At 68.2% G+C, this 19,199-nt stretch carries 16 protein-coding genes; 1 reads left to right on the top strand and 15 read right to left on the bottom strand.

Features of this window, described 5'->3' with window-relative positions; genetic code table 11:
• Positions 1-43: 43 nt before the first annotated feature.
• Positions 44-1,528: an amidase gene (locus WT60_RS27970; RefSeq protein ID WP_038744115.1), complete on the bottom strand. Its 1,485-nt coding sequence runs from the start codon at positions 1,526-1,528 to the stop codon at positions 44-46.
• A 500-nt stretch (positions 1,529-2,028) separates the two neighbouring features.
• On the opposite strand from WT60_RS27970, the gene WT60_RS27975 reads away from it, so the two are divergent.
• Positions 2,029-2,463 (top strand): universal stress protein, encoded by a 435-nt coding sequence (locus tag WT60_RS27975; protein ID WP_038744113.1) that lies wholly within the window; start codon positions 2,029-2,031, stop codon positions 2,461-2,463.
• 198 nt (positions 2,464-2,661) lie between these two features.
• Here the strand turns inward: WT60_RS27975 and WT60_RS27980 are convergent, their stop codons facing one another.
• The 14 genes from WT60_RS27980 to WT60_RS28050 all read right to left on the bottom strand — a co-directional run bounded on the left by WT60_RS27980 (position 2,662) and on the right by WT60_RS28050 (position 19,193).
• Positions 2,662-3,492 carry an OmpA family protein gene (locus tag WT60_RS27980; RefSeq protein WP_038744111.1) on the bottom strand — a complete coding sequence of 277 codons (831 nt, stop codon included), beginning with the start codon at positions 3,490-3,492 and terminating at the stop codon, positions 2,662-2,664.
• Between the two features lie 67 nt (positions 3,493-3,559).
• Entirely contained in the window at positions 3,560-6,025 is a 2,466-nt protein-coding gene (locus WT60_RS27985; protein ID WP_060356572.1) for a YadA family autotransporter adhesin, read from the bottom strand.
• 569 nt (positions 6,026-6,594) lie between these two features.
• Entirely contained in the window at positions 6,595-7,998 is a 1,404-nt protein-coding gene (locus tag WT60_RS27995; RefSeq protein ID WP_038744203.1) for an MFS transporter, read from the bottom strand.
• A gap of 35 nt (positions 7,999-8,033) precedes the next feature.
• The gene (locus WT60_RS28000) at positions 8,034-9,281 is read right to left on the bottom strand and encodes an FAD-dependent oxidoreductase (protein ID WP_038744108.1); all 1,248 of its coding nucleotides are present in this window, start codon (positions 9,279-9,281) and stop codon (positions 8,034-8,036) included.
• The gene (locus WT60_RS28005) at positions 9,274-10,239 is read right to left on the bottom strand and encodes a VOC family protein (protein ID WP_059582507.1); all 966 of its coding nucleotides are present in this window, start codon (positions 10,237-10,239) and stop codon (positions 9,274-9,276) included. Before WT60_RS28005 ends, WT60_RS28000 begins: the two co-directional genes overlap by 8 nt.
• Before the next feature lie 16 nt (positions 10,240-10,255).
• Entirely contained in the window at positions 10,256-11,746 is a 1,491-nt protein-coding gene (locus WT60_RS28010; protein WP_060356573.1) for an aldehyde dehydrogenase, read from the bottom strand.
• Between the two features lie 21 nt (positions 11,747-11,767).
• A complete protein-coding gene (locus WT60_RS28015) occupies positions 11,768-12,583 on the bottom strand; it encodes an aspartate dehydrogenase (RefSeq protein WP_038744102.1) in 816 nt (271 codons plus the stop codon).
• Positions 12,576-14,249 carry a thiamine pyrophosphate-binding protein gene (locus tag WT60_RS28020; RefSeq protein WP_059582509.1) on the bottom strand — a complete coding sequence of 558 codons (1,674 nt, stop codon included), beginning with the start codon at positions 14,247-14,249 and terminating at the stop codon, positions 12,576-12,578. Before WT60_RS28020 ends, WT60_RS28015 begins: the two co-directional genes overlap by 8 nt.
• Positions 14,242-15,039 (bottom strand): SDR family oxidoreductase, encoded by a 798-nt coding sequence (locus WT60_RS28025; RefSeq protein WP_038744098.1) that lies wholly within the window; start codon positions 15,037-15,039, stop codon positions 14,242-14,244. The genes WT60_RS28020 and WT60_RS28025 overlap by 8 nt, the downstream gene beginning before the upstream one ends.
• Positions 15,036-15,890 carry an IclR family transcriptional regulator gene (locus WT60_RS28030; protein WP_038744096.1) on the bottom strand — a complete coding sequence of 285 codons (855 nt, stop codon included), beginning with the start codon at positions 15,888-15,890 and terminating at the stop codon, positions 15,036-15,038. Before WT60_RS28030 ends, WT60_RS28025 begins: the two co-directional genes overlap by 4 nt.
• Positions 15,887-16,783 carry an alpha/beta fold hydrolase gene (locus tag WT60_RS28035; protein ID WP_060356574.1) on the bottom strand — a complete coding sequence of 299 codons (897 nt, stop codon included), beginning with the start codon at positions 16,781-16,783 and terminating at the stop codon, positions 15,887-15,889. The genes WT60_RS28030 and WT60_RS28035 overlap by 4 nt, the downstream gene beginning before the upstream one ends.
• Before the next feature lie 16 nt (positions 16,784-16,799).
• Entirely contained in the window at positions 16,800-17,327 is a 528-nt protein-coding gene (locus tag WT60_RS28040; RefSeq protein WP_038744200.1) for a cupin domain-containing protein, read from the bottom strand.
• 31 nt (positions 17,328-17,358) lie between these two features.
• On the bottom strand, positions 17,359-18,129 hold the full coding sequence (locus WT60_RS28045; RefSeq protein ID WP_038744092.1) for an SDR family oxidoreductase: 771 nt from the start codon (positions 18,127-18,129) through the stop codon (positions 17,359-17,361).
• Positions 18,126-19,193 (bottom strand): aromatic ring-hydroxylating dioxygenase subunit alpha, encoded by a 1,068-nt coding sequence (locus tag WT60_RS28050; protein ID WP_060356575.1) that lies wholly within the window; start codon positions 19,191-19,193, stop codon positions 18,126-18,128. Before WT60_RS28050 ends, WT60_RS28045 begins: the two co-directional genes overlap by 4 nt.
• Positions 19,194-19,199: the final 6 nt, after the last annotated feature.

Raw genomic sequence — 19,199 nt, forward strand, 5'->3', positions numbered from 1 at the left:
CGTCGACCGCATCGGGCGAGCGGCTGCGCCGCATTCTTTTGATTCAAGCGCCGGATAACACGGGCCGGCGCGCATTCACCCAATCACGCTCCTTTTCGTATGCGCGCGCGAGCTGAAGCACCGCGAAATCGCCGCGGGGCCGGCCGATCAGTTGCATGCCCATCGGCAATCCCGCCGCGTTGAATCCGACCGGCACGCTGATCGCCGGGCAGCCTGCGAGGGTCCACGGCACGACCGTCTCCATCCAGCGGTGATAGGTATCCATCGAGCGGCCGGCGATCGTCCGCGGCCAGCGCAGATCCACGTCGAACGGAAAGACCTGCGCGGTCGGCGCGGCGATGTAGTCATACCGTTCGAAGAACGTCATCAGCGCCTGATACCATGCGCTGCGCGCGGCGCTCGCGTCGTATACGTCGGACGCGCCAAGCTCAAACAGGCCTTCCACTTCGTAGATCGCCTCCTGCTTCAGCAGCGCCCGCCGCGACGGCTCGCGGTAATGCGTCAGCAGATTCCCGCCCGACAGCAGATGCCTGTGCACGAGCCACGTCTGCCAGATCCGCTGCGGCGAGAACGACGGCAGCGCCGCGTCGACGTCGCAGCCGATCGCGCGCAGCGCGTCGAAGCTCGCCTCGCACAGTTCGAGCACGCCCGGCTCCGTTGCGAGATAGCCGTTCCAGTCGCCGACCCATGCGATCCGCTTGCCGCGCAAGTCGGCATCGAGCGCTTGCGCGAAGCGCCGCGGCTCCTCGGCGAGCGACAGCGGATCGCGCCGATCGTAACCCGCCTGGATCGCAAGCAGCTGCGCGACGTCGACGACCGTGCGCCCCATCGGCCCTTCCGTGCCGAGCTGCTGGATGAATACGTCGACGCTCGGCCAGCGCGGCACGCGCCCTTGCGACGGGCGAAAGCCGTACACGTTGCAGAACGCGGCCGGATTGCGCAGCGAGCCGCCGAAGTCGCTGCCGTCGGCGACGGGCAGCATCCGCGCGGCGAGCGCGGCCGCCGCGCCGCCGCTGCTGCCGCCCGCGCTCTTCGACAGATCGTACGGATTGCGCGTCGCACCATAAACCTCGTTGAACGTGTGCGAGCCCAGCCCGAACTCCGGCGTGTTCGTCTTGCCGATGAACACGGCGCCCGCCGCGCGCATCCGCTCGACGACGATCGCGTCGGCCGACGGCTTCATCGCGCGAAAGATCGGCGAGCCGAGCGTCGTCACGATGTCCTTCGTCATCGCGAGATCTTTCGGCGCCTGCGGCATGCCGTGCAACCAGCCCGCGTATTCGCCGCGCGCAAGCGCCGCATCTTTTTGCGCGGCCTCGGCAAGCAGCACGTCGGGCTCGCGCAGCGCGACGATCGCATTGACGTCGCCGTTCACGCGCTCGATGTGGGCGAGATACGCGCGCATCGTCTCGACGCACGAAACGTCCTTGCGCCGGATCGCTGCGGCAAGCGCATGAGCGGGCATTTCGACGAGCGGATCGAACGGCGCGGGAGATGCGGCGGGAGACGGGGGAATGCCTGCTGACATGCGGAACTCCGTGCGGGTCGATGGGGCGATCGGCGGCAACGCGGGCGACCATGCTCGGCGGCGTCGCGTCGAACGATTGCAGACGATTATATAAACGCATGGGATCGCACTGCGCTACGGCCGTGAACCGCGCATAGCCCGCTGCACCGCAACATCCCCTGAGACGTCCGACAGACGATTCGGATTACGATCCAATCGACGCATCGAACCCGCAGCGCCTTGCGGCGGCGCACAAGCGCGTTGCCCATGGTCACGCGCCAACGTTGCCGCACTCACCGCGCAACGGCGCGCCTCGATGCGCGCCGGGCGCAGAAGATCCGAATCCGTCACCGGCTGAACCCGCCCCTTTATGCGCATAAACTTATTTTTCTTATATTTTTTATTAAGCGAATGCGCACCGGGCGTTTACGACATTTTTACGCCGTCCCCAAAATTCTTTAGGCCATGCCGACGAGGACAGGACTAGCCTATCGTCATCGCATCACCGAACAGGTTTTCTCATGCTCAAACTCCTGGTTCCCGTCGGTCACTCGCAGCGTTCGCTGCAGGCCGTACGGCACGCCGCGTTTCTGTATCACGAGCGATGTGCGTCCGAAGTCGTGCTGGTCAACGTGCAGCCCCCTCTCGAATCCACCCGCCTCGAAGCCTTCCACTCGCTCGCGAAGCTCCGCCAGATCGAGCATGATTTCTCCGAGGGCGAACTCGCCCAAGCCATCGGCATCCTCAAGGACGCCAACGTCAAATATTCGGTTGCGATGAAAGTCGGCCCGATCGCCGACACGATCGCCGCGTGCGCAACGGAAAACGGCTGTGACGAAATCGTCGTCGTCGCCCCGCGCCGCGATCCGCTCCACGCGATCACCCACTTCTTCCACCAAAGCATCCTCGACCGCCTCGTGCGCATCGCGAGCGTGCCCGTCACCGCCGTGCGCTGAGTCGCGCGCCGGGTCGAGGCGATGCTTGCGATAATTCGCGCTTGATCCGCCTTCAGCGACTGCCGGACGTCGCGCCTGCGCACGGCCGAACCACCGCACCATCGAACCACCGCACCATCACATAGACGCGCAAACGCGGCATGCGCCGGCGCCGTCATGGCCGCCGATGCATGCCGACGCAAGCGATTCGCCGCGAAACTAGCGCCGCTCTCCGGCGACGTCGATCCTCACGCGCCGATCCGGCGCGAGACAGGCGATCGCCTCGGCCGAACGTCCGGCAGGACAGCCGGCGCTCACCGGATCGGCCTTGCCGAAACCTTGCGCGACGATCAGATCGCCCGGCAGCCCGCGCGTCGTCAGGTACGAGCGAATCGTTTCGGCCCGCGCATGCGACAACTGGCGGTTGTATTCGTCCGTGCCGAGCCGATCGGTATAGCCCGTGACCCGTACCGAACGGATGTGCTGGTATTGCTGCTGCAGCGTGGTCGCGATCCGGTCCAGTTCCGCGCGCCCGCTCGGCAGCAGATCGCGCAGCGCCGATTTGTCGAACGGAAACAGCAGGTGGTAATCGAGCGTGAATTGCTTCACTTCATCGCTCGGCGCCGTCTGCGCCACCGGCGGCGGCTTCGGGCCGTCGGCCAGCGCCTTGCATGCCGGGTCCTTCCAGTACGTCGCTTTCACGCGATAGTGATCGTCATACTGGATTTGGTACTGGCAGGTCACGACGTCCCCCGGCCCTTGACCCGTGCGGAAATTGAACACGTAGTTCCACACGTGCACGCCGACGATGCCTTCGCTGAAATGCGGCTCGCCGATCAGCGCATAAACCTGGTTCTTGTCGAGGCCGGGCCCGATCTGCCGCAGATTCTCGGCGTTCACGAACGTACCTTCCTTCAGCCACGCGCTGTTGCGCGCCGGGAACCCGACCGAGCCGTCCGGCGCGGTGGTCGGCGCCATTCCGCATCCCGCCAGCAGCGCCCCGCAAAACCCGGCAGCCGCCACATATTTCGATATCCTGTTCATTTTCATATTGGATTCCTTATCGTTTGGACAGCCGGCGCGAAACCGGCCGTCATGCGCGACTCACCTCACCCCATCACCACTGATAGCCTGCCCCGAGCACCGCGCCCGTGCCGCCGCGCGTGCTGGTCGTGAGCGACCCCTTGTACAACCACTTGCCGTTCTCGGAAATCGTCGACACGCCGAGCGCGAAACCTTGCTGGCCCTGCCACGTCGAGCCCGCGACCGCCACCATGCTCTTGCCCGGCGCGGTCGGCTGCGGCAATCCGGCCACGGCCATCGCCGCCGCCACGCCGCCGTTCATCTCGCGCCGCAGGTGGTCGACCTTCTGATCCGTGTACTGATTGGCCTGCCCCACTGCATTGCCGATGCCGCTGTTCAACTGGTTCACGTTCACCGCATCGGTGCCGTTGACGCCCGGCGCGAGATTGGAGATCGTCCGCTCGTTGCCGGCCGAGCCGACCGACACCGTGTTCGGCGCAGTCGCGACCGAATGCGCGCCGAGCGCGACCGAGTTGTTGCCGGAAGCCGTCGCGCCGTCGCCGATCGCCACGCTGTTCGCGCCGGATGCGACGCTGCTGCTGCCCGCGGCTGTCGAGCCGACACCGCTCGCCACCGGCGGCGTATAGGTCGACGGATTGCCGGTGATCCACTGGCCCGACACGGTCTGCCCGGTGTTATTGCCGTTGTTCCCGTTGTTGCCCGAGTTCGACCCGTTCGTGATGTTCTGGATCGTTTGATTGAGCTGCGCAATCGCGCCTTGCAACTGCCCGACGTTCACCGCGTCCGTCGCCTGCGTGCCTGCCGCGACGTTGGTGATCTGCCGCAGCGAACCTTCGAGGCCGACCGACACCGCGCCGAACGCCGTCGTGAAGCTGCTGCCCGTGATCGGATCGGTGTACGTGCCGGCCGCGCGATTCGCGACCGAACCCGCGCCGAGCGCGACGCCGCCCGCCGTGTTGACGGTCGCGTTCGCGCCGAGCGCGAGCGAGCGTCCGCCCGTGGCCTGTGCGCCGCTGCCAAGCGCGACGTCGCCCGCAATCGCCGGATTGCCGCTCACGCCCGCCGTCGCGTTGTTGCCCTCGGCGATCGAGTCCTGGCCGTACGCGACGGCAGCAGGCCCGATCGCGACGCTGTCCGTGCCCGCCGCCGTCGAATCCGGCGCGGTCGAATTCGCGTGGAAATACTTGATCCCGCCGCCGTTCACCGCGTTGTCGATGGTGCTCGCGACCGCATACAGCTGGCTGCCGTTGACGGCGTCCGTCGACGTCGCCGTGATGCGTCCCGCCGCGACGTTCGTGATCTGGCGCTCGGCGCCGGGCGCGCCGACGCTCACGACGCTCGTCGGATTCGCGCCGGCGAAACCGGATAGCGTCAGCTGGCCGCCAGACATCGTCGTGATCGTCGCGCTGCTGGTCGGGTTGGCCGCCGCCACCGTCGTGCCGTTGCCGAGCGCGACGGAGCCGTCGAGCCCCGAGCCGATCGTCACGTTGTTGCCGAGCACGAACGCGTTGTTCGAGTTGATCGTGTTGTTGTTGCCGAACGAGTACGAGCCCGTGCCCGTGACCGTCGACGGATCGCCGAACGCGCCGGCGTTCGCCCCCGACACGACGTTGCCCGTGCCGATGCTGATCGACTGGCTGCCCGTCGCCTGCGCGCCGGAACCGATCGCGATCGCATTGACGCCGCTCGCGCTAGCAAAGCCGGACAGTGCGGTCGCGTTGTTGACGCCGGTCGCGCCGCCGATCGCGACCGCGCCTTGAGCCGTCGCTTGCGCGCCGCCGCCGACCGCGACCGCGCCGGCGCCCGACGCCTTCGAATACGAGCCGAGCGCGTTCGCGTAATAGGCGGTCGACGCGGCGCCCTCGCCGAGCGCCACCGCGCCGCTCGCCGTCGCAGTGGTGTAGCCGCCGAACGCATTCGGCGCGGCGACGTGCAGCGGATCGCTGTTGTCGCCCTGCGCGAGCGCGCCCGCGCCGATCGCGATGGTGCCGATGTCTTCGCGGCCCGAAATCGATTGCCCCGTGTCCTTCAGCGCCTGCGCGTTCGCGCCGATCGCGAGGCTGAAGTCCGGCAGCGCCCGTGCGCTGGCGCCGATCGCGGTGCCGCCGTCGCCGGCCGCTTCCGAATAGACGCCGACCGCGGTGCCGATGCGCCCCGTCGCCGTCGCGTGATCGCCGTAGGCCGAGCTGCCTTCGCCGTTCGCGTGCGCGTAATTGCCGACCGCCGTGCCGTACAGCAGCGCGCCCGGGCTGAAGGCCGGGTTGTAGAACGCCCACGGGCCCGTATTGCTGCCGGGGCCGGCGTAGGCGTTATAGCCCGCCGCATAGCTGACCTGCGCGGCGGCGTCAGCCGCCATCCAACCCATCGCCGCGCTCACCGACAGCGACATCAGCCCGAGCTTCGCCCACGACAGGCGCGACGCCCGCGAGGCCGCGGCACTTGCGCCGATGCGAGGCGCCGCCGTGACGACGCGCGTCGTCGATCCCTTGCTTCCATTCGACCCGGCAAATTCAGAAACCGCAATCAACTGGCCTCGCACCCGACTCCAGACAACATTGTAGATTTTGTTCACTCAATATCCCCTGTGAATTTAATTCGCACGGGTCGTCAGCAGGGTTGAATTCCGAGCGCGCGGTTCGCACGACGTTGCCGCCGAATACGAAATCACGCATTGCGATTAAAATGTAAAAACCATATATATGATTTCCCGCATATCAATCGCGAACCCCGATCACGCCTCGCAGGCAGGGATATTAATAACTTTCCACCCGACCAAACTTCAAATAATCAAAAACAGTAACCCATCGAACACTAGCGAAAGAATGTGAGAAATGTAATCCACCTAACATTTCCATAAATCCCACGTCGCCAAATTTATATTCACTAATAAATGTTTTAAACTCGCCATTAATAAATCCCTGGAATGTCAGTTATCGAATGCGCGCAGCGGCCCGCCCTTGGCCGGTCCGCGCGGAATCGCCGGATGCGCCGATCGCCGCAATCGATGCATCCCTTTTGCCGCTTTCGAGCCGATGCGCGCCAAAGAAAAACGGCCCGGAATGTCCGGGCCGTTTATGTTGCATTGCCAAACGTCGCGAAAATGCCGCGCTATGCCTCGAGTTTCTCGAGCACCTGCCCCTTCGTTTCGATGCCGACGAAATGCACGGTCAGCGCGGCGACGAGCGGCACCGCCGCGAGCAGGTAGAACGCCGGGCTCAGATCGCCACCGACGATGGCGCGCGGCACCACCATCGGCGCGACGAACGACGCAATCTTCAGCCACGCGCTGCCGAGCCCGCAGCCGGCCGCTCGGATGCTCGTCGGATACTGCTCGGGCGTGTATACGTAGGACGTGATGAAGCCCGATGCCATCAGCCCGAGCGCGAGCGAGCAGAACGTCGCGACGACGTACACCGACGACGCGTGATAGATCCCCGCGAACGCGAGCGACAGCGCGCACAGCACGAACGACCAGACGATCACCGGCTTGCGGCCGACCACGTCGACGGCGAGCGCCGACACGAGCGAGCCGACCACGCCCATCACCGAGCCGATCACCGCCAGGTTCAGCGCGAGCTGCAGCGGCGCGTGGTAGAAGTTCTTGTAGATCGTCGGCAGCCACGTCGACAGCCCGTATTGGATGAAGCCGCACGTCGCCCACAGCGTCGCGATCGCGAGCGTGCGCTTCAGGTAGGCCGGCCCGAACAGATCGACCATCCGGCGCTTCGGATGACTGCGCACGAGCGCGTCGAACTCGCTCGCATGCGCGACGGGCGGCAGCGGCCCTTTCACCGCCGATTCGAACACGTGCAGCGCGCGCCCCGCCTCGTCGAGCCGCCCCCGCGACGCGAGCCAGCGCGGCGACTCCGGCACGAGCCGCGTCAGCACGAACGCGAGCGCAAGCGGCATTCCTCCGATGAAATACATCACTTCCCAGCCGAAGCGCGGCACGAGCCACGCGCCGAGCGCCATCGACGCGAGCAGGCCGATCGGAAACACGATCTCGTACAGCAGCACGAAGCGGCCGCGGCCGTGCGCGCGCGTGATCTCGTTGATGTAGGTCGCGGCGACCGGCAGCTCTCCGCCCAGGCCGAGGCCCTGCAGGATGCGCAGCAGTACGAATGCTTCGAATGTCGAAGCGAATCCGCAGGCGATGCTCGTCACGCCGATCACGGCCGAACTCCACGCGATCGCGCGCACGCGGCCGTGCTTCTCCGCGAGCGCCGGAAACAGGAACGCACCGAGCAACTGGCCGATCGCGCCGGACGCGATCAGCATCCCGACCTGATTCGGCGACAGCCCCCATTTGTGGATCAGCAGCGGCAGCGTCGCGGCGATCGTGATCACGTCGAAGCCGTCGAAGAAGGTGGCGGTGCCGATCAACACGCGCGCGCGGATCTGCATCGCGTTCGCGGGCAGCCGCTCGAGGCGGGCGATGATCGCGCCCGGGGTCGCGGCGGTCGCCGCCTGCGCCGCGGCCCCGCCCGCGACGACGCTTTCCAGTGTGCTCATGCGTGTGTTCTCCTCCATGTCGTCGTTCTCGTCGGTCAGGCAAGCGCCTTCGTCGTGTCCGCCAGCGCGGCGACGTCGATCGCGCGCCCCTGGTTCATCCATTTGCGCGCGAGCTTCAGCTCGCGCGCCGAGTTGATCGCGATCACGCCGCGCAGCGCGCCGTCCGTCAGGAAGAACAGCGTCGCGCGCTTTGCGGCGACGTCGCCGCGCACGACGAGCTGCGCATCGGCCGGCAGGTCGCCGAGAATCTGCAGGTTCACGTCATATTGATCGGACCAGAACCACGGAATCTCCGCATACGGCGCGCGCACGCCGAGCACCGCCTTCGCGGCCGCGATCGCCTGGTTCTGCGCGTTCGCCCACGATTCGAGCCGCACGCGGCGCTTGAGCCACGCGTTCGGATGATTCGCGACGTCGCCGCACGCGAAGATCGCCGGATCGCTCGTCGTTCCGTATTCGTCGACGACGATGCCGTCTTCGACGTGCAGGCCCGCCTCGGCCGCGAGCGACGTGTTGAGCGCGAGGCCGATTCCCGCGACCGCGAAATCCGCATCAACGGTCGTGCCGTCGGCGAGCGCCGCGCGCACGCGGCCGGCGTCGTCCGGATGCGCGCCGAGCGACGCGAGCGACGCGTTCAACCGCACGTCGGCGCCGTTCGCACGATGCAATTCGAGGAGAAAGTCGGACACGGCGTCCGGCACGGAGCGCGCGCAAAGGCGCGGCGCGCCTTCGACGACGACCGCGTCGACGCCTAGCTTGCGCGCGGTCGCCGCGACCTCGAGCCCGATCCAGCCGCCCCCGATCACGAGCACGCGACGGCTCGCGCGCAGCTTCTCGCCGAGCGCCACGGCCTCGTCGAGCGTGCGCAGATAATGAAGGTTAGGCGTCTTGACAATCGATTCCGGCAGACGGCGCGGCGCGCCGCCCGTCGCGATCACGAGCCGATCGTATTCGACCTCGCGGCCCGACGCCGCGCGCACGACGCGCCGCACGCGATCGATCGACGCCGCGCGCTCAGGCTGCCATGCTTCGACGCCGAGCGCGCCGAATTCGTCGGGCTGCACGACGCGCACGGTCGAGAGGTCCGCATCGCCCGCCAGCACCGCCTTCGACAGCGGCGGCCGCTCGTAAGGCAGATGCGTTTCGTCGGCGATCATCACAATGCGGCCGGCGAAACCTTCGCCGCGCAGCGTCTTCACCACCCAGCCCGCCGCCTGCCCGCCGCCGATCACGACGACGGTACGCGGCGCGGCGAGCGCTTCGGCATTCGCTTGCTCAGTCATCCTTACGCTCCGTCATGAACTTGCCCTCCGGCGCCTTCGCGTTCTTCTGCCGGCGCGTGTTGCCGTCGAGGCCGCCGTCGATCGCCCACTCTGCGAACACGGTCGGGCCCGGCTCGAACTCGCGCGGCTGCCACGCGGGCGTCAGCATGTCCTCGTCCGCGTAGTATTCGATGAGGCCGCCCGCCGGATTGCGGAAGTACCAGAAATACGCGGACGACACCGGATGCCGCCCCGGCCCGAGCTGCGTCTCCCAGCCGCAGCGGCTCACGTGCATGCCGCCGCCGAACACTTCGTGAATGTCGCGCACCGTGAACGCGACGTGATTCAGGCCGCGCTTGGCCGTAGGCAGCGCAAGCAGGAACAGGTCGTGGTGGCCGCCGTGCGGCGCGCAGCGCATGAACGCGCCGCGGCCCGGATAGCGGTCCGACGTCTCGAAGCCGAGCAGCTCGTGATAGAACGCCTCCTGCTCCGCGAGCCGGTTCGTGAAGAACACGACGTGCCCGACTTCGATCGGCTCCGCACGCTCGTAGATCGCGGCCGGCTGATCGACGCGCAGCGTCTCGCCCCACACGTTCGGCAGCGAGCCCTTCACGTCGATCGCGCGCTTGCGCGTCACCTCGATGCGGATCGCCATGCCGTTCGGATCGATGCAGCCGATCGCGTCGTCGGTCTCATAGTGGCCCGGCTGGCCCGCGAGCCTGCCGCGCAATGCGTCGAGCTCCGCCCGCGTGCCGACGCCCCACGTCACCTCGCGCAGCGTCGGGCCGGCTTCGAACGCGGGCGGCAGCGACGGCTCCCGCGCGTCGACGGCGAGCACCGTGCAGCCGTTCATCGTTTCGAAGCGCGCGTGCACGTCGTCGCACGCAATCTCCTTCAACCCCCAGTCCGCGAAGAAGCGGCGGCACGTCGCGAGATCGGTCACGCCGTAGGTAATCTGTTCGATGCCGAGAATGCTCATTCGATGATCCTTTGCGTCAGTTCGCCCACGGCAGCGGCGATTCGTTCAAGCCCCAGTAGAGGCTCTTTTGCTGCATGTACTCGCGAATCCCGAGGCTGCCCTTCTCGCGGCCCATTCCGCTTTCCTTCCAGCCGGAAAACGGCGTCGAGATCGAGAACTGCTTGTACGTGTTGATCCACACGGTGCCCGCGTCGAGCGCGCGCGCGATGCGCCATGCGCGCTTGTAGTCGCGCGTCCAGATGCCGGCCGCGAGGCCGAACACGCTGTCGTTCGCTTCGGCGACGAGCGACGCCTCGTCGTCGAACGGCAGTGCGACGAGCACCGGCCCGAAAATCTCTTCCTGGCAGATTCGCGCGTGGTTCGACAAGCCGTCGAGGATCGTCGGCAGATAGAAGAAGCCCGCGTCGCGGCCTTCGCCCGTCGGCCGCTCGCCGCCGCACAGCACGCGGCCGCCTTCGTCGCGGCCGAGCGCGACGTAACGCTCGATCGTGTCGCGATGCTGCGCGGTGACGAGCGGCCCCATCTGCGTGCGCTCGCTCGCCGGATCGCCGACGCGCAGCTTGCGCGCCGCGTCGACGAGCCGCGCGACGAACGCGTCGTAGATCGCGCGCTGCACGAACAGGCGCGAGCCCGCGATGCACGATTCGCCCGACGAGCTGAAGATCCCGAACAGCACGCCGTTCACCGCGTGATCGAGATCGGCGTCGTCGAACACGATCGTCGGCGACTTGCCGCCCAGCTCGAGCGACAGCGGCATCAGCTTCTCGGCCGCGAGCCGTGCGATCCCTCGGCCGACTTCGGTGCCGCCCGTAAACGACACCTTCTTCACGAGCGGATGGCGCACGAGCGCGTCGCCGATCACCGAGCCCTTGCCAGGCAGCACCGAGATCACGCCGGGCGGCACGCCCGCCTGCTCGCAGAGGCGCGCGAGCGCGAGCGACGCAAGCGGCGTCACCTCGGCCGGCTTCAGCACGGCCGCGTTGCCCGCCGCGAGTGCCGGGCCGAGCTTCTGCGCGTCGGAGGCGATCGGCGAATTCCACGGCGTGATCGCCGCGACGACGCCGAGCGGCTCGTGCACGCTCATCGACAGATAGTCACCGCGCGACGGCGTGAGCGCCTCGTCGAGCGTCTCGGCGGATGCGGCGAAGTAGCGAAACGTGTTCGCCGCGCTCGCGACGAGCGCGCGCGTCTCGCTGATCGGCTTGCCGTTGTCGCGCCGCTGCAGTTGCGCGAGCGCCTCGTGATTCGCGTGGATCAGATCGGCGATCCGGTACAGCACGCCGGCGCGCTGATGCGGCTTCAGGCCCGACCAGTTCGCGCGGCGCCATGCGGCGTCGGCGGCCTCGACCGCTTCGTGCGCGTCGGCCGCGCCGGCCATGTGGATCTCGGTGTTGAGCGAGCCGTCGGCCGGATAGAAATTCGGCGTCGTCGCGCCGCGGCCGCGGCGCCATTCGCCGCCGATCAGGATCTCGCCCGTCGGCACGAGGGAAGAGTCGAATGCAGTCATGATGATGGGTGTCCTAACCGTTCAGATCACGCAGTGCGACGCGCGGTTGCGCAGCGCGCGAATCGCGCTGAACGCCGTCAGCGCGGACGTCTTCGGGTTGTCCGGCAGCGGCTTGCCGCTCATCTCGATCGACATCTCGCCGAACGCGCCGCGCGCGACGATCCGGTGCACGTTGCGCGTGAGCGCCGGATCGGCGATCAGGCGCACCTTCGTCGCGTCTAGCCCGACGCCCGCGAGCGCGACCGTCGCCGCGACGTTCGCGTTTTTCGGATAGAGCCGCGCCGCGTCGCGTGCGCTGCCTTCGAAGATCGTCTGCTCGGACGTCATCGCGCGCAGGTCGCAGAGCGCCTCGGCCGGCGTGCCGAGCCAGCCGAGCGGCGGCTTGCGGCCGATGTACAGCACTTCGTCGAGGCCGCCCTGCTTCGCGGACGCGAGCGCGTCGACGCCGCCGATCGCGCCCGACAGCAGCGTGAGCGTCGCGCCGCCTTCATCGGCCGCCTCGGACAGCGCGTCGAGCAGCGCGAGATCGGACAGCGCGCCGATCGACGCGACCGCGCAATCGGTGCCCGCCTTCAAGAGCGGCACGACGTGGTCGACGAGCGCGCCGTGCCCCGCGCATTCGAGCGCGAACTGCGGACGGTACGCGAGGGCTTCGACCGACGACACGACGTCGACGCGCTCGCCGAGCGCGCCGCGCACCGCGTCGCATTGATGCTCGGGCACGATCACGTGCGCGACGCGCAGCCCGGCGTCGTGCTCCACCGCGCGATAGACGGCCGCGCCGATCGCGCCGAAGCCGATCATCGCGACGTCGACGGGAGCGTGTGCGTTACGCATATTGGCGCTCCGCGGGCGTGTCCTTCTTCACGGGCGGGCCCGCGAACGCGGTCGCGAACGAGCCGATCGACAGCATGTCGACTTCGACGAGCACCGGGCCTTCGTGCGCGAGCCCTTCGCGAACGATGCGCTCCGCGTCGTCGAGCGACGTGATCCGGTGATGCGCGAGGTTCAGGCTCGCGCAGAACTGCGCGAAATCCGGCTGATGCAGATCGACGTAGCAGCGGCGGCCGCCGTACTGCGCGTCCTGGATGTTGCGGATCACGCCGTAGCACTGGTCGTTCATCAACACGATCATCACGTTCGCGTTTTCCTGCACGGCGGTCGCGAGCTCGCCGACGTTCACCATCAAGCCGCCGTCGCCGACGAGGCACACGGTCTTCGCCGCCGCGCCCGAGAGCGCCGCGCCGATCGCCATCTGCATGCCCTGGCCGATGCCGCCGCCCAACGCGTGCACGCCCGCGCGCGGCTCGAAGATCTGCAACAGGCGGTTGCCCCACGTGCTGTTCGAGATCGTCACGTCGCGCACCCAGTTGTAGTCGCGGCCGACCGCCTGCTGCAGCGTGTCGACGAGACGCTTGTACGGGCCGAGCCCCTTGCCCACGTCGGCCGCCGCCGCCTCGCGCGCGGCCGCGAGATCGTCGACGAAGCGCGGATCGACGGCGAGCTTGCCTTCGAGCCGGTCGGCGAGCTCGGCGAGCACGCGCTTCGCGTCGCCGTGCACGAACAGATCGTTGCGATAGCCGCGGTTGTCGGCGAGCGCATCGGCATCCACGCGGAAGAGCGGACGCGGCAGCGCGAGCTTGTACTTTAGCGTCTCGTTGCCGCGCAGCCGCGAGCCGACGACGACGATCGCGTCGCAGGTCCTGTAGAAGCTCTCGACGGCCGCGTGCACGTTGAACGCGCCGAGCGTCGCCGGATGGTCTTCGGGCAGCACGCCGCGCCCCTGCACGCTCGTGACGACGCCGAAGCCGAGCGCGACGAGCCGCTCGACCTCCGCGCGCGCATGCCGCGCGCCGCCGCCGAGCCACAGAAGCGGCCGGCGCTTGTTCGCAAGCGCGTCGGCGAGCTTCGCGACGCGCGCGCTGTCGTGCTCGCGCACCGCGACGTGCGGCGGCGCGAGATCGTCCGGCCATTCGATCTCGGCCGCCTGAATGTCGATCGGAATCTCGACCGACACGGGGCCGCTCGGCGCGGTCATCGCGACGCGCACGGCTTCGCGGATCGTCGGCAGCACGGTCTCGACCGTGCGCACGCGATACGCGGCCTTCGAGATCGCGTTGAGCATCGACAATTGATCCGGCGCTTCGTGGATGTACGCGAGATCCTGATCGAGGTAAGGCGTCTCGATCTGCCCGGTGATATGCAAGAGCGCGGTGCCCGCCGTCAGCGCTTCGACCATCGCGCCCGCCGCGTTGCCGGCGGCAGTGCCCGTGCTCGTGAACGCGACGCCGAGGCCGCCCGACACGCGCGCGAGGCCGTCCGCCATGTTGACGGCGCCGGCTTCGCCGCGCGCGCCGACGTAGCGGATCTTGCCGCGCGTATGGATCGCGTCGAGGATCGGCATGTTGTGAATCGAGATCACGCCGAAGGCGGTCTTCACGCCGCATTGTTCGAGGAAGGCGGCGATCAGCTCGCCCACCGTGGTCGTGGTTTTGTTAGACATGGCGTGCAAAGCCTCCTGATACGTCGATATGGCTGCCCGTCGTGTACGACGACAGATTCGTTGCGAGATAAAAGAGCGCCCAGGCGGCCTCGTCGGGCCGGCCGAAACGCGCAAGCGGAATGTTCTTCTTCGCGGCGAGCGCGGCCGTCCACGCTTCCCACGATTCGCCCGGCCGCGCCTGCGCCTCGTGGCGCCGCCGCCACTGCCCCGATTCGACGATGCCGATCAGGATCGAGTTGACGCGGATGCGCTCGGGCGCGAGTTCGGTCGCGAGCGACTTCACGAGGCTCAGCACGCCCGCGCGCGCCGACGACGTCGCGACCATATGCGGCTCCGGCTGCAGCGCGAGCAGCGAATTCACGCAGGTGATCGTCGGCGCGGCCGATGCGCGCAGCAGCGGCAGGAACGCGCGCGTCGGGCGGATGATGCTGAAGTACTTCAGTTCGAGCTCGTCGCGCCATGCGTCGTCCGTCGTGTCCGCGAACGTCGACACGCGGCCCTGGCCCGCGTTGTTGACGAGCATGTCGGCGCCGCCGAAGCGCTCGGCGACGGCCTGCGCGAATGCGTTCACGTCGGCCTCGTCGAGCACGTCGCAGCGCGCGGCGAGCACGCGCTCGCGCGGGAATTGCTGCACGAGCCGCGCATGCGCGCTCGCGAGCCGCTCGTCGCTGCGGCCGCATATCGCGACCGACGCGCCCGCGCGCAGAAACAGCTCGGCGCTCGCGTAGCCGATGCCGGACGAGCCGCCCGTCACCACCGCCACCTGCCCGCTCAAATCGATCTGGATCATCGCAATCCCAAAGCCTTCAAATAGGTGTTTTCGTCGTCGGAACGGTAGTTGAGCCGCCGCGACAGCTCCGCCGCCGCGCGCAGCACCTTGTCGATCAGCCCGTCGGCGACGAGCGATGCGTCGATCTCGGGCCTCGGCACCGTCACCGTGACGACCGCGACGATCTTCCTCGCGTCGTTGCGCACGGGCGCGGTGACGACCGAGATGTCGCGCTCGAACGCCGAATTGCCGATCCCGTAGCCGCGGCGCGCGTCGTCGCGAATCACGTCGAAGAGCGCGTCGAGGGTTTCCGGCGTCGCCTTCGTCACGCGCTCGAGCTCCCGTTCGGGGTACAGCGCGCGCAACTCGGCGAGCGACAGGTCGCCCATCAGCACGTGACCGTGCGTCGTCGCATGCGCGGGCAGGCGCGTGCCGACGTTCACCCGCACCGAGCCGAACGCATGCCCCGCGTTCTGCGCCTTCGCGACGAACACGACGTCGCGGCCGTCGCGGATCACGATGTGCGTCGTGAAGCCCGTCGCGTCGCGCAGCCCTTCGATCACCGGCAAGCCGAGATCGGTCAGCTCGAGCGAGCTCAGATACTCGAAGCCGAGGCGCAGCACCGCAACCCCGAGGCGATAGTTGCGATCCTTGTCCGCGCGCTCGAGAAAGCCGAGCGATTCGAGCGTCTGCAGCAAGCGGAACACCGTCGTGCGCGGGATGCCGAGCCGCTTCGACAGCTCGGGCGCACCGAGCACCGGCTCGCGCGGCGAGAATTCGGCGAGAATCCGCAGCCCGCGCTCGAGCCCAGGTACTACGTAGTTCGAATCATTCTTCGCGTCGTCGGCGTCTTTCAGCAGCGGCTCGCTCATGGCGCACCTCGCGATCCGTCGCATTGACGGCAAAATGCGTCGATCAACGCGCTGTACGCATCGGGCGCTTCGACATAGCCCGCGTGGCCCACGCGCGGAATCACCTGCAACCCGACGCCCGCCGCCTGTGCGATCCGCTCGCATGCGGCGGGCGGCGTGATCGCGTCGTTCGCGCCGGCCGCGACCGCGATGCGGCCGTGATAATGCGAAAGATCGGACGCGAGGTCCGCGTTCGCGAGCAGGTGCGTCGCCTGCGCATAGCCCGCGGGCACGATGCGCGCCATGTTCCAGCGCACCCACGCGCGCGCCGCGTCGCTCGCGTACGCGGACAGCATGTTCGCGCTGCGCTCGTCGGCGAGCCCTTGCGGGCCGAGCGCCGCGAGCAGCGCGAGCCGGCTGTCGCGCCGCTCGGCGCGCACGTCGGCGGGCGCGCTGCCGTAGCCGCCCGCGGGTGAAATCAGCAGCAATCCTGACAGACGCTCGCCCGCGCGCCGCGCGAACGCGCCCGCGACGATCGCGCCGAGCGAATGGCCGACAAGCACGCAGCGCCCGATCCGCAACGCATCGAGCCATGCGCCGAGCGCCGCCGCGTAATCGGCCGCGACGGGCGAATCGGCCGCGACGCGCGACGAAGCACCATAGCCGGGCGCATCCCACGCGAGCACGCGGCGCGTCGCGCCGAGCGCATCGAGTTGACGCACCCACGACGCCGCGCCCGATCCGATCCCGTGCAGCAACACGACGGGACAGCGCTCGCCGTGCGCGTCGCCCGCCTCGCGGTAGCCGATCGTGCCCGCGGCGCCCGCGTCCGCGCGGCGCTCGGCAAAGCAGCCGAGCAGCTCCGCGAACGGTTTCGCGCTGGCGTCGCCAGCCGGCGTGGAAATTGCGCTCATCGTCGTCGTCCGTGCCTCAGCGCTTGATCTTCGCAAGCGGCGAATCCGGCGGATACGTCGGCGTGATCGGCTTCGGCGAGCCGAGCATCACGCACATCAGCGCGTCCTCCTCGCCGACGTTGATTTCGGTCCGATAGACGCCCGGCGGCACCGAGATCAGATCGCGCTCGCCGAGCACGGCTTCCCAGATCTCGCCGTCGCGCTCGCAGATCACCTTCATCTTGCCGCGCAGCACGAAGAAAATTTCCTCGACGTCGACGTGGATGTGGCTCGGGCCGACGTTGCCGGCCGGAATCACCATCGTCGAAAACGTGAAGCCGCCCGCCGGCACCGTGTTCGTATCCTTCGCGACGCCCGTGCCGCCCGTGCCCACGTAACGCATCTGCGCGCGGCGGTACTTCGGATCGAAATCGGCCTGGAACTTCAGCGCGTCCCAGTCGTAGCGGCGCGTCGCGAAGCGCGCGACGCGCCCGTCCATCCACTCGGCGAAGCTCGCGCTCGCCGGCTGGTCCCACGATTTACGCTCGATATCGGCGTCCGCCATCGTCATCTCCTTCAAGAGTTCTAACAATCGGTCAATGCATCACGAAGCCGCCGTTCACGGGCAGCAGCTGGCCCGTCACGAAGCGCGCGGCGTCGGACAGAAGGAACAGCACCGGCCCCGTCACGTCGGCCGGCGCCTGCGCGCGCGGCAGCGCGCGGCCCTGCAGGTAATACTGGTGGCGCTCGGCGGGTACGTAGGCCGTCGCCTCGACTTCGGTCAGGCCCGGCGCGATCGCGTTGACCGTCACGCCGTGCTCGCCGAACTCCCGTGCGAGCGCATGCGTCATCGCGATCACCGCGCCCTTGCTCGCGACGTACGCAAGCAGTTTCGGCGCGCCCCACAACGCGGTATCGGACGCGAGATTCACGATCGCGCCGCGCCCCGAGCGCGCGAGATGCGGCAGCACCGCGTTGCACGCGAGCCAGACACCGCGCGCGTTGACATTCATCACCGCGTCCCACGTGTCGATCGAAAGCTCGGCCGCGAGCTTGCCGCCCGAGTTCGTGATCGCCGCGTTGTTGACGAGGCCGTCGACGCCGCCGAGCACGTGCGCGCCTTCGTCGACGAACGCGGCGACGCTCGCCGGGTCCGCCAGATCGAGCGCAATGAAGCGCGCGTCGTGGCCCGCGCCGCGCAAACGCTGCTCGAGCGCGCGCCCTTCCACGTCGAGCACGTCACCGAATGCGACCTTCGCGCCCGCCGCGACGAGCGCCTCGACGAACGCCGCGCCGAGCCCGCGCGCGCCGCCCGTGACGAGCACGCGGCGGCCGGCGAGCGCGACCGCTTGCACGGGCGCGCTCATGCGCGCTCCGCCGCTTCGGCCTGGGCCGCGCGATGCGCGTCGAGCGCCGCGAGATGCTCCTGCGCGCGCTGGCGCAGCATCCGCCGCGCGCGCGTGATGCCGACGTCGTGCTGATACAGGTATTCGTGATCGCGCGCGTTCGGCGCCATGCTCTCGAGCACGTAGCGGTCCTGTTCAAGCACCGCCCAGTGCAGTCCTTCGAGGCGATTGCGATACAGGAAGCGCCACACGTCGCGCTGCCAGCCATCGACCTTGCGGGTGCGCCAGAAATAGACCTGGCAGTGGTCGTCGTCGATCGGCGTCGCGAAGCCGACGATCCCGAAGCTGCCGCCCGGGCCGAACTTGCGCTGGTACGGAATCGCGAGGCGCAGCCAGATGCAGCCCGTCTCGCCGAGCTCGACCCAGTCGAAGTTCACGTCGCGCTGGTTGACCTTCTCGAACATCAGGCCGGTCTCGGTCTTGCGCACGCGCATGTCGGCCTGCTTGTCGCCTTCGGCCATCGAATGCGACGTCGCGTGCAAGTACGCGCCGTGCATCGGGTCCATCACGTTGTCGATCGCGTACTGGTAATTGCAGGTCCAGTTCGACACGCACACGAACTGCGCATACTCGGGCGCGACGAGCTCGTCGGGCAGCACGAGCGGCGCGGGCTCGCGATGCGCGTCGTCGCCGAACCACAGGAAGATCGCGCCCGCGCGCTCCTCGACCGGATACGATTTCACGCATGCCTGCCCTTCGAGCGGACAGTTCGACACGGCCGGCACCTTCGTCACGGTGCCGCCGCCGTTCACTTCGACGCCGTGATACCAGCACGCGACGCGATCGCCGAGGTTCCAGCCGAGCGACAGCCGCGCGCCGCGGTGCGGGCAACGATCCTCGAGCGCCTGCACCTTGCCCTGCTGATCGCGCCACAGCACGATCTGTTCGGATAACCGAGTAATGCCGACGGGCGCGCTCGACACTTGCCAGCTCGGCGCGACGGGGTACCAGTAGTTACGGATGCCGCGGTCGAGATACTCGCGGATCGGATCGGCGCCGGCGTTCGTTTGGGCGGAAGACGTCATCTGTTT

Origin of the sequence: Burkholderia sp. MSMB617WGS (assembly GCF_001532025.2) — a bacterium.
Classification (GTDB): Bacteria; Pseudomonadota; Gammaproteobacteria; order Burkholderiales; family Burkholderiaceae; genus Burkholderia; species Burkholderia savannae.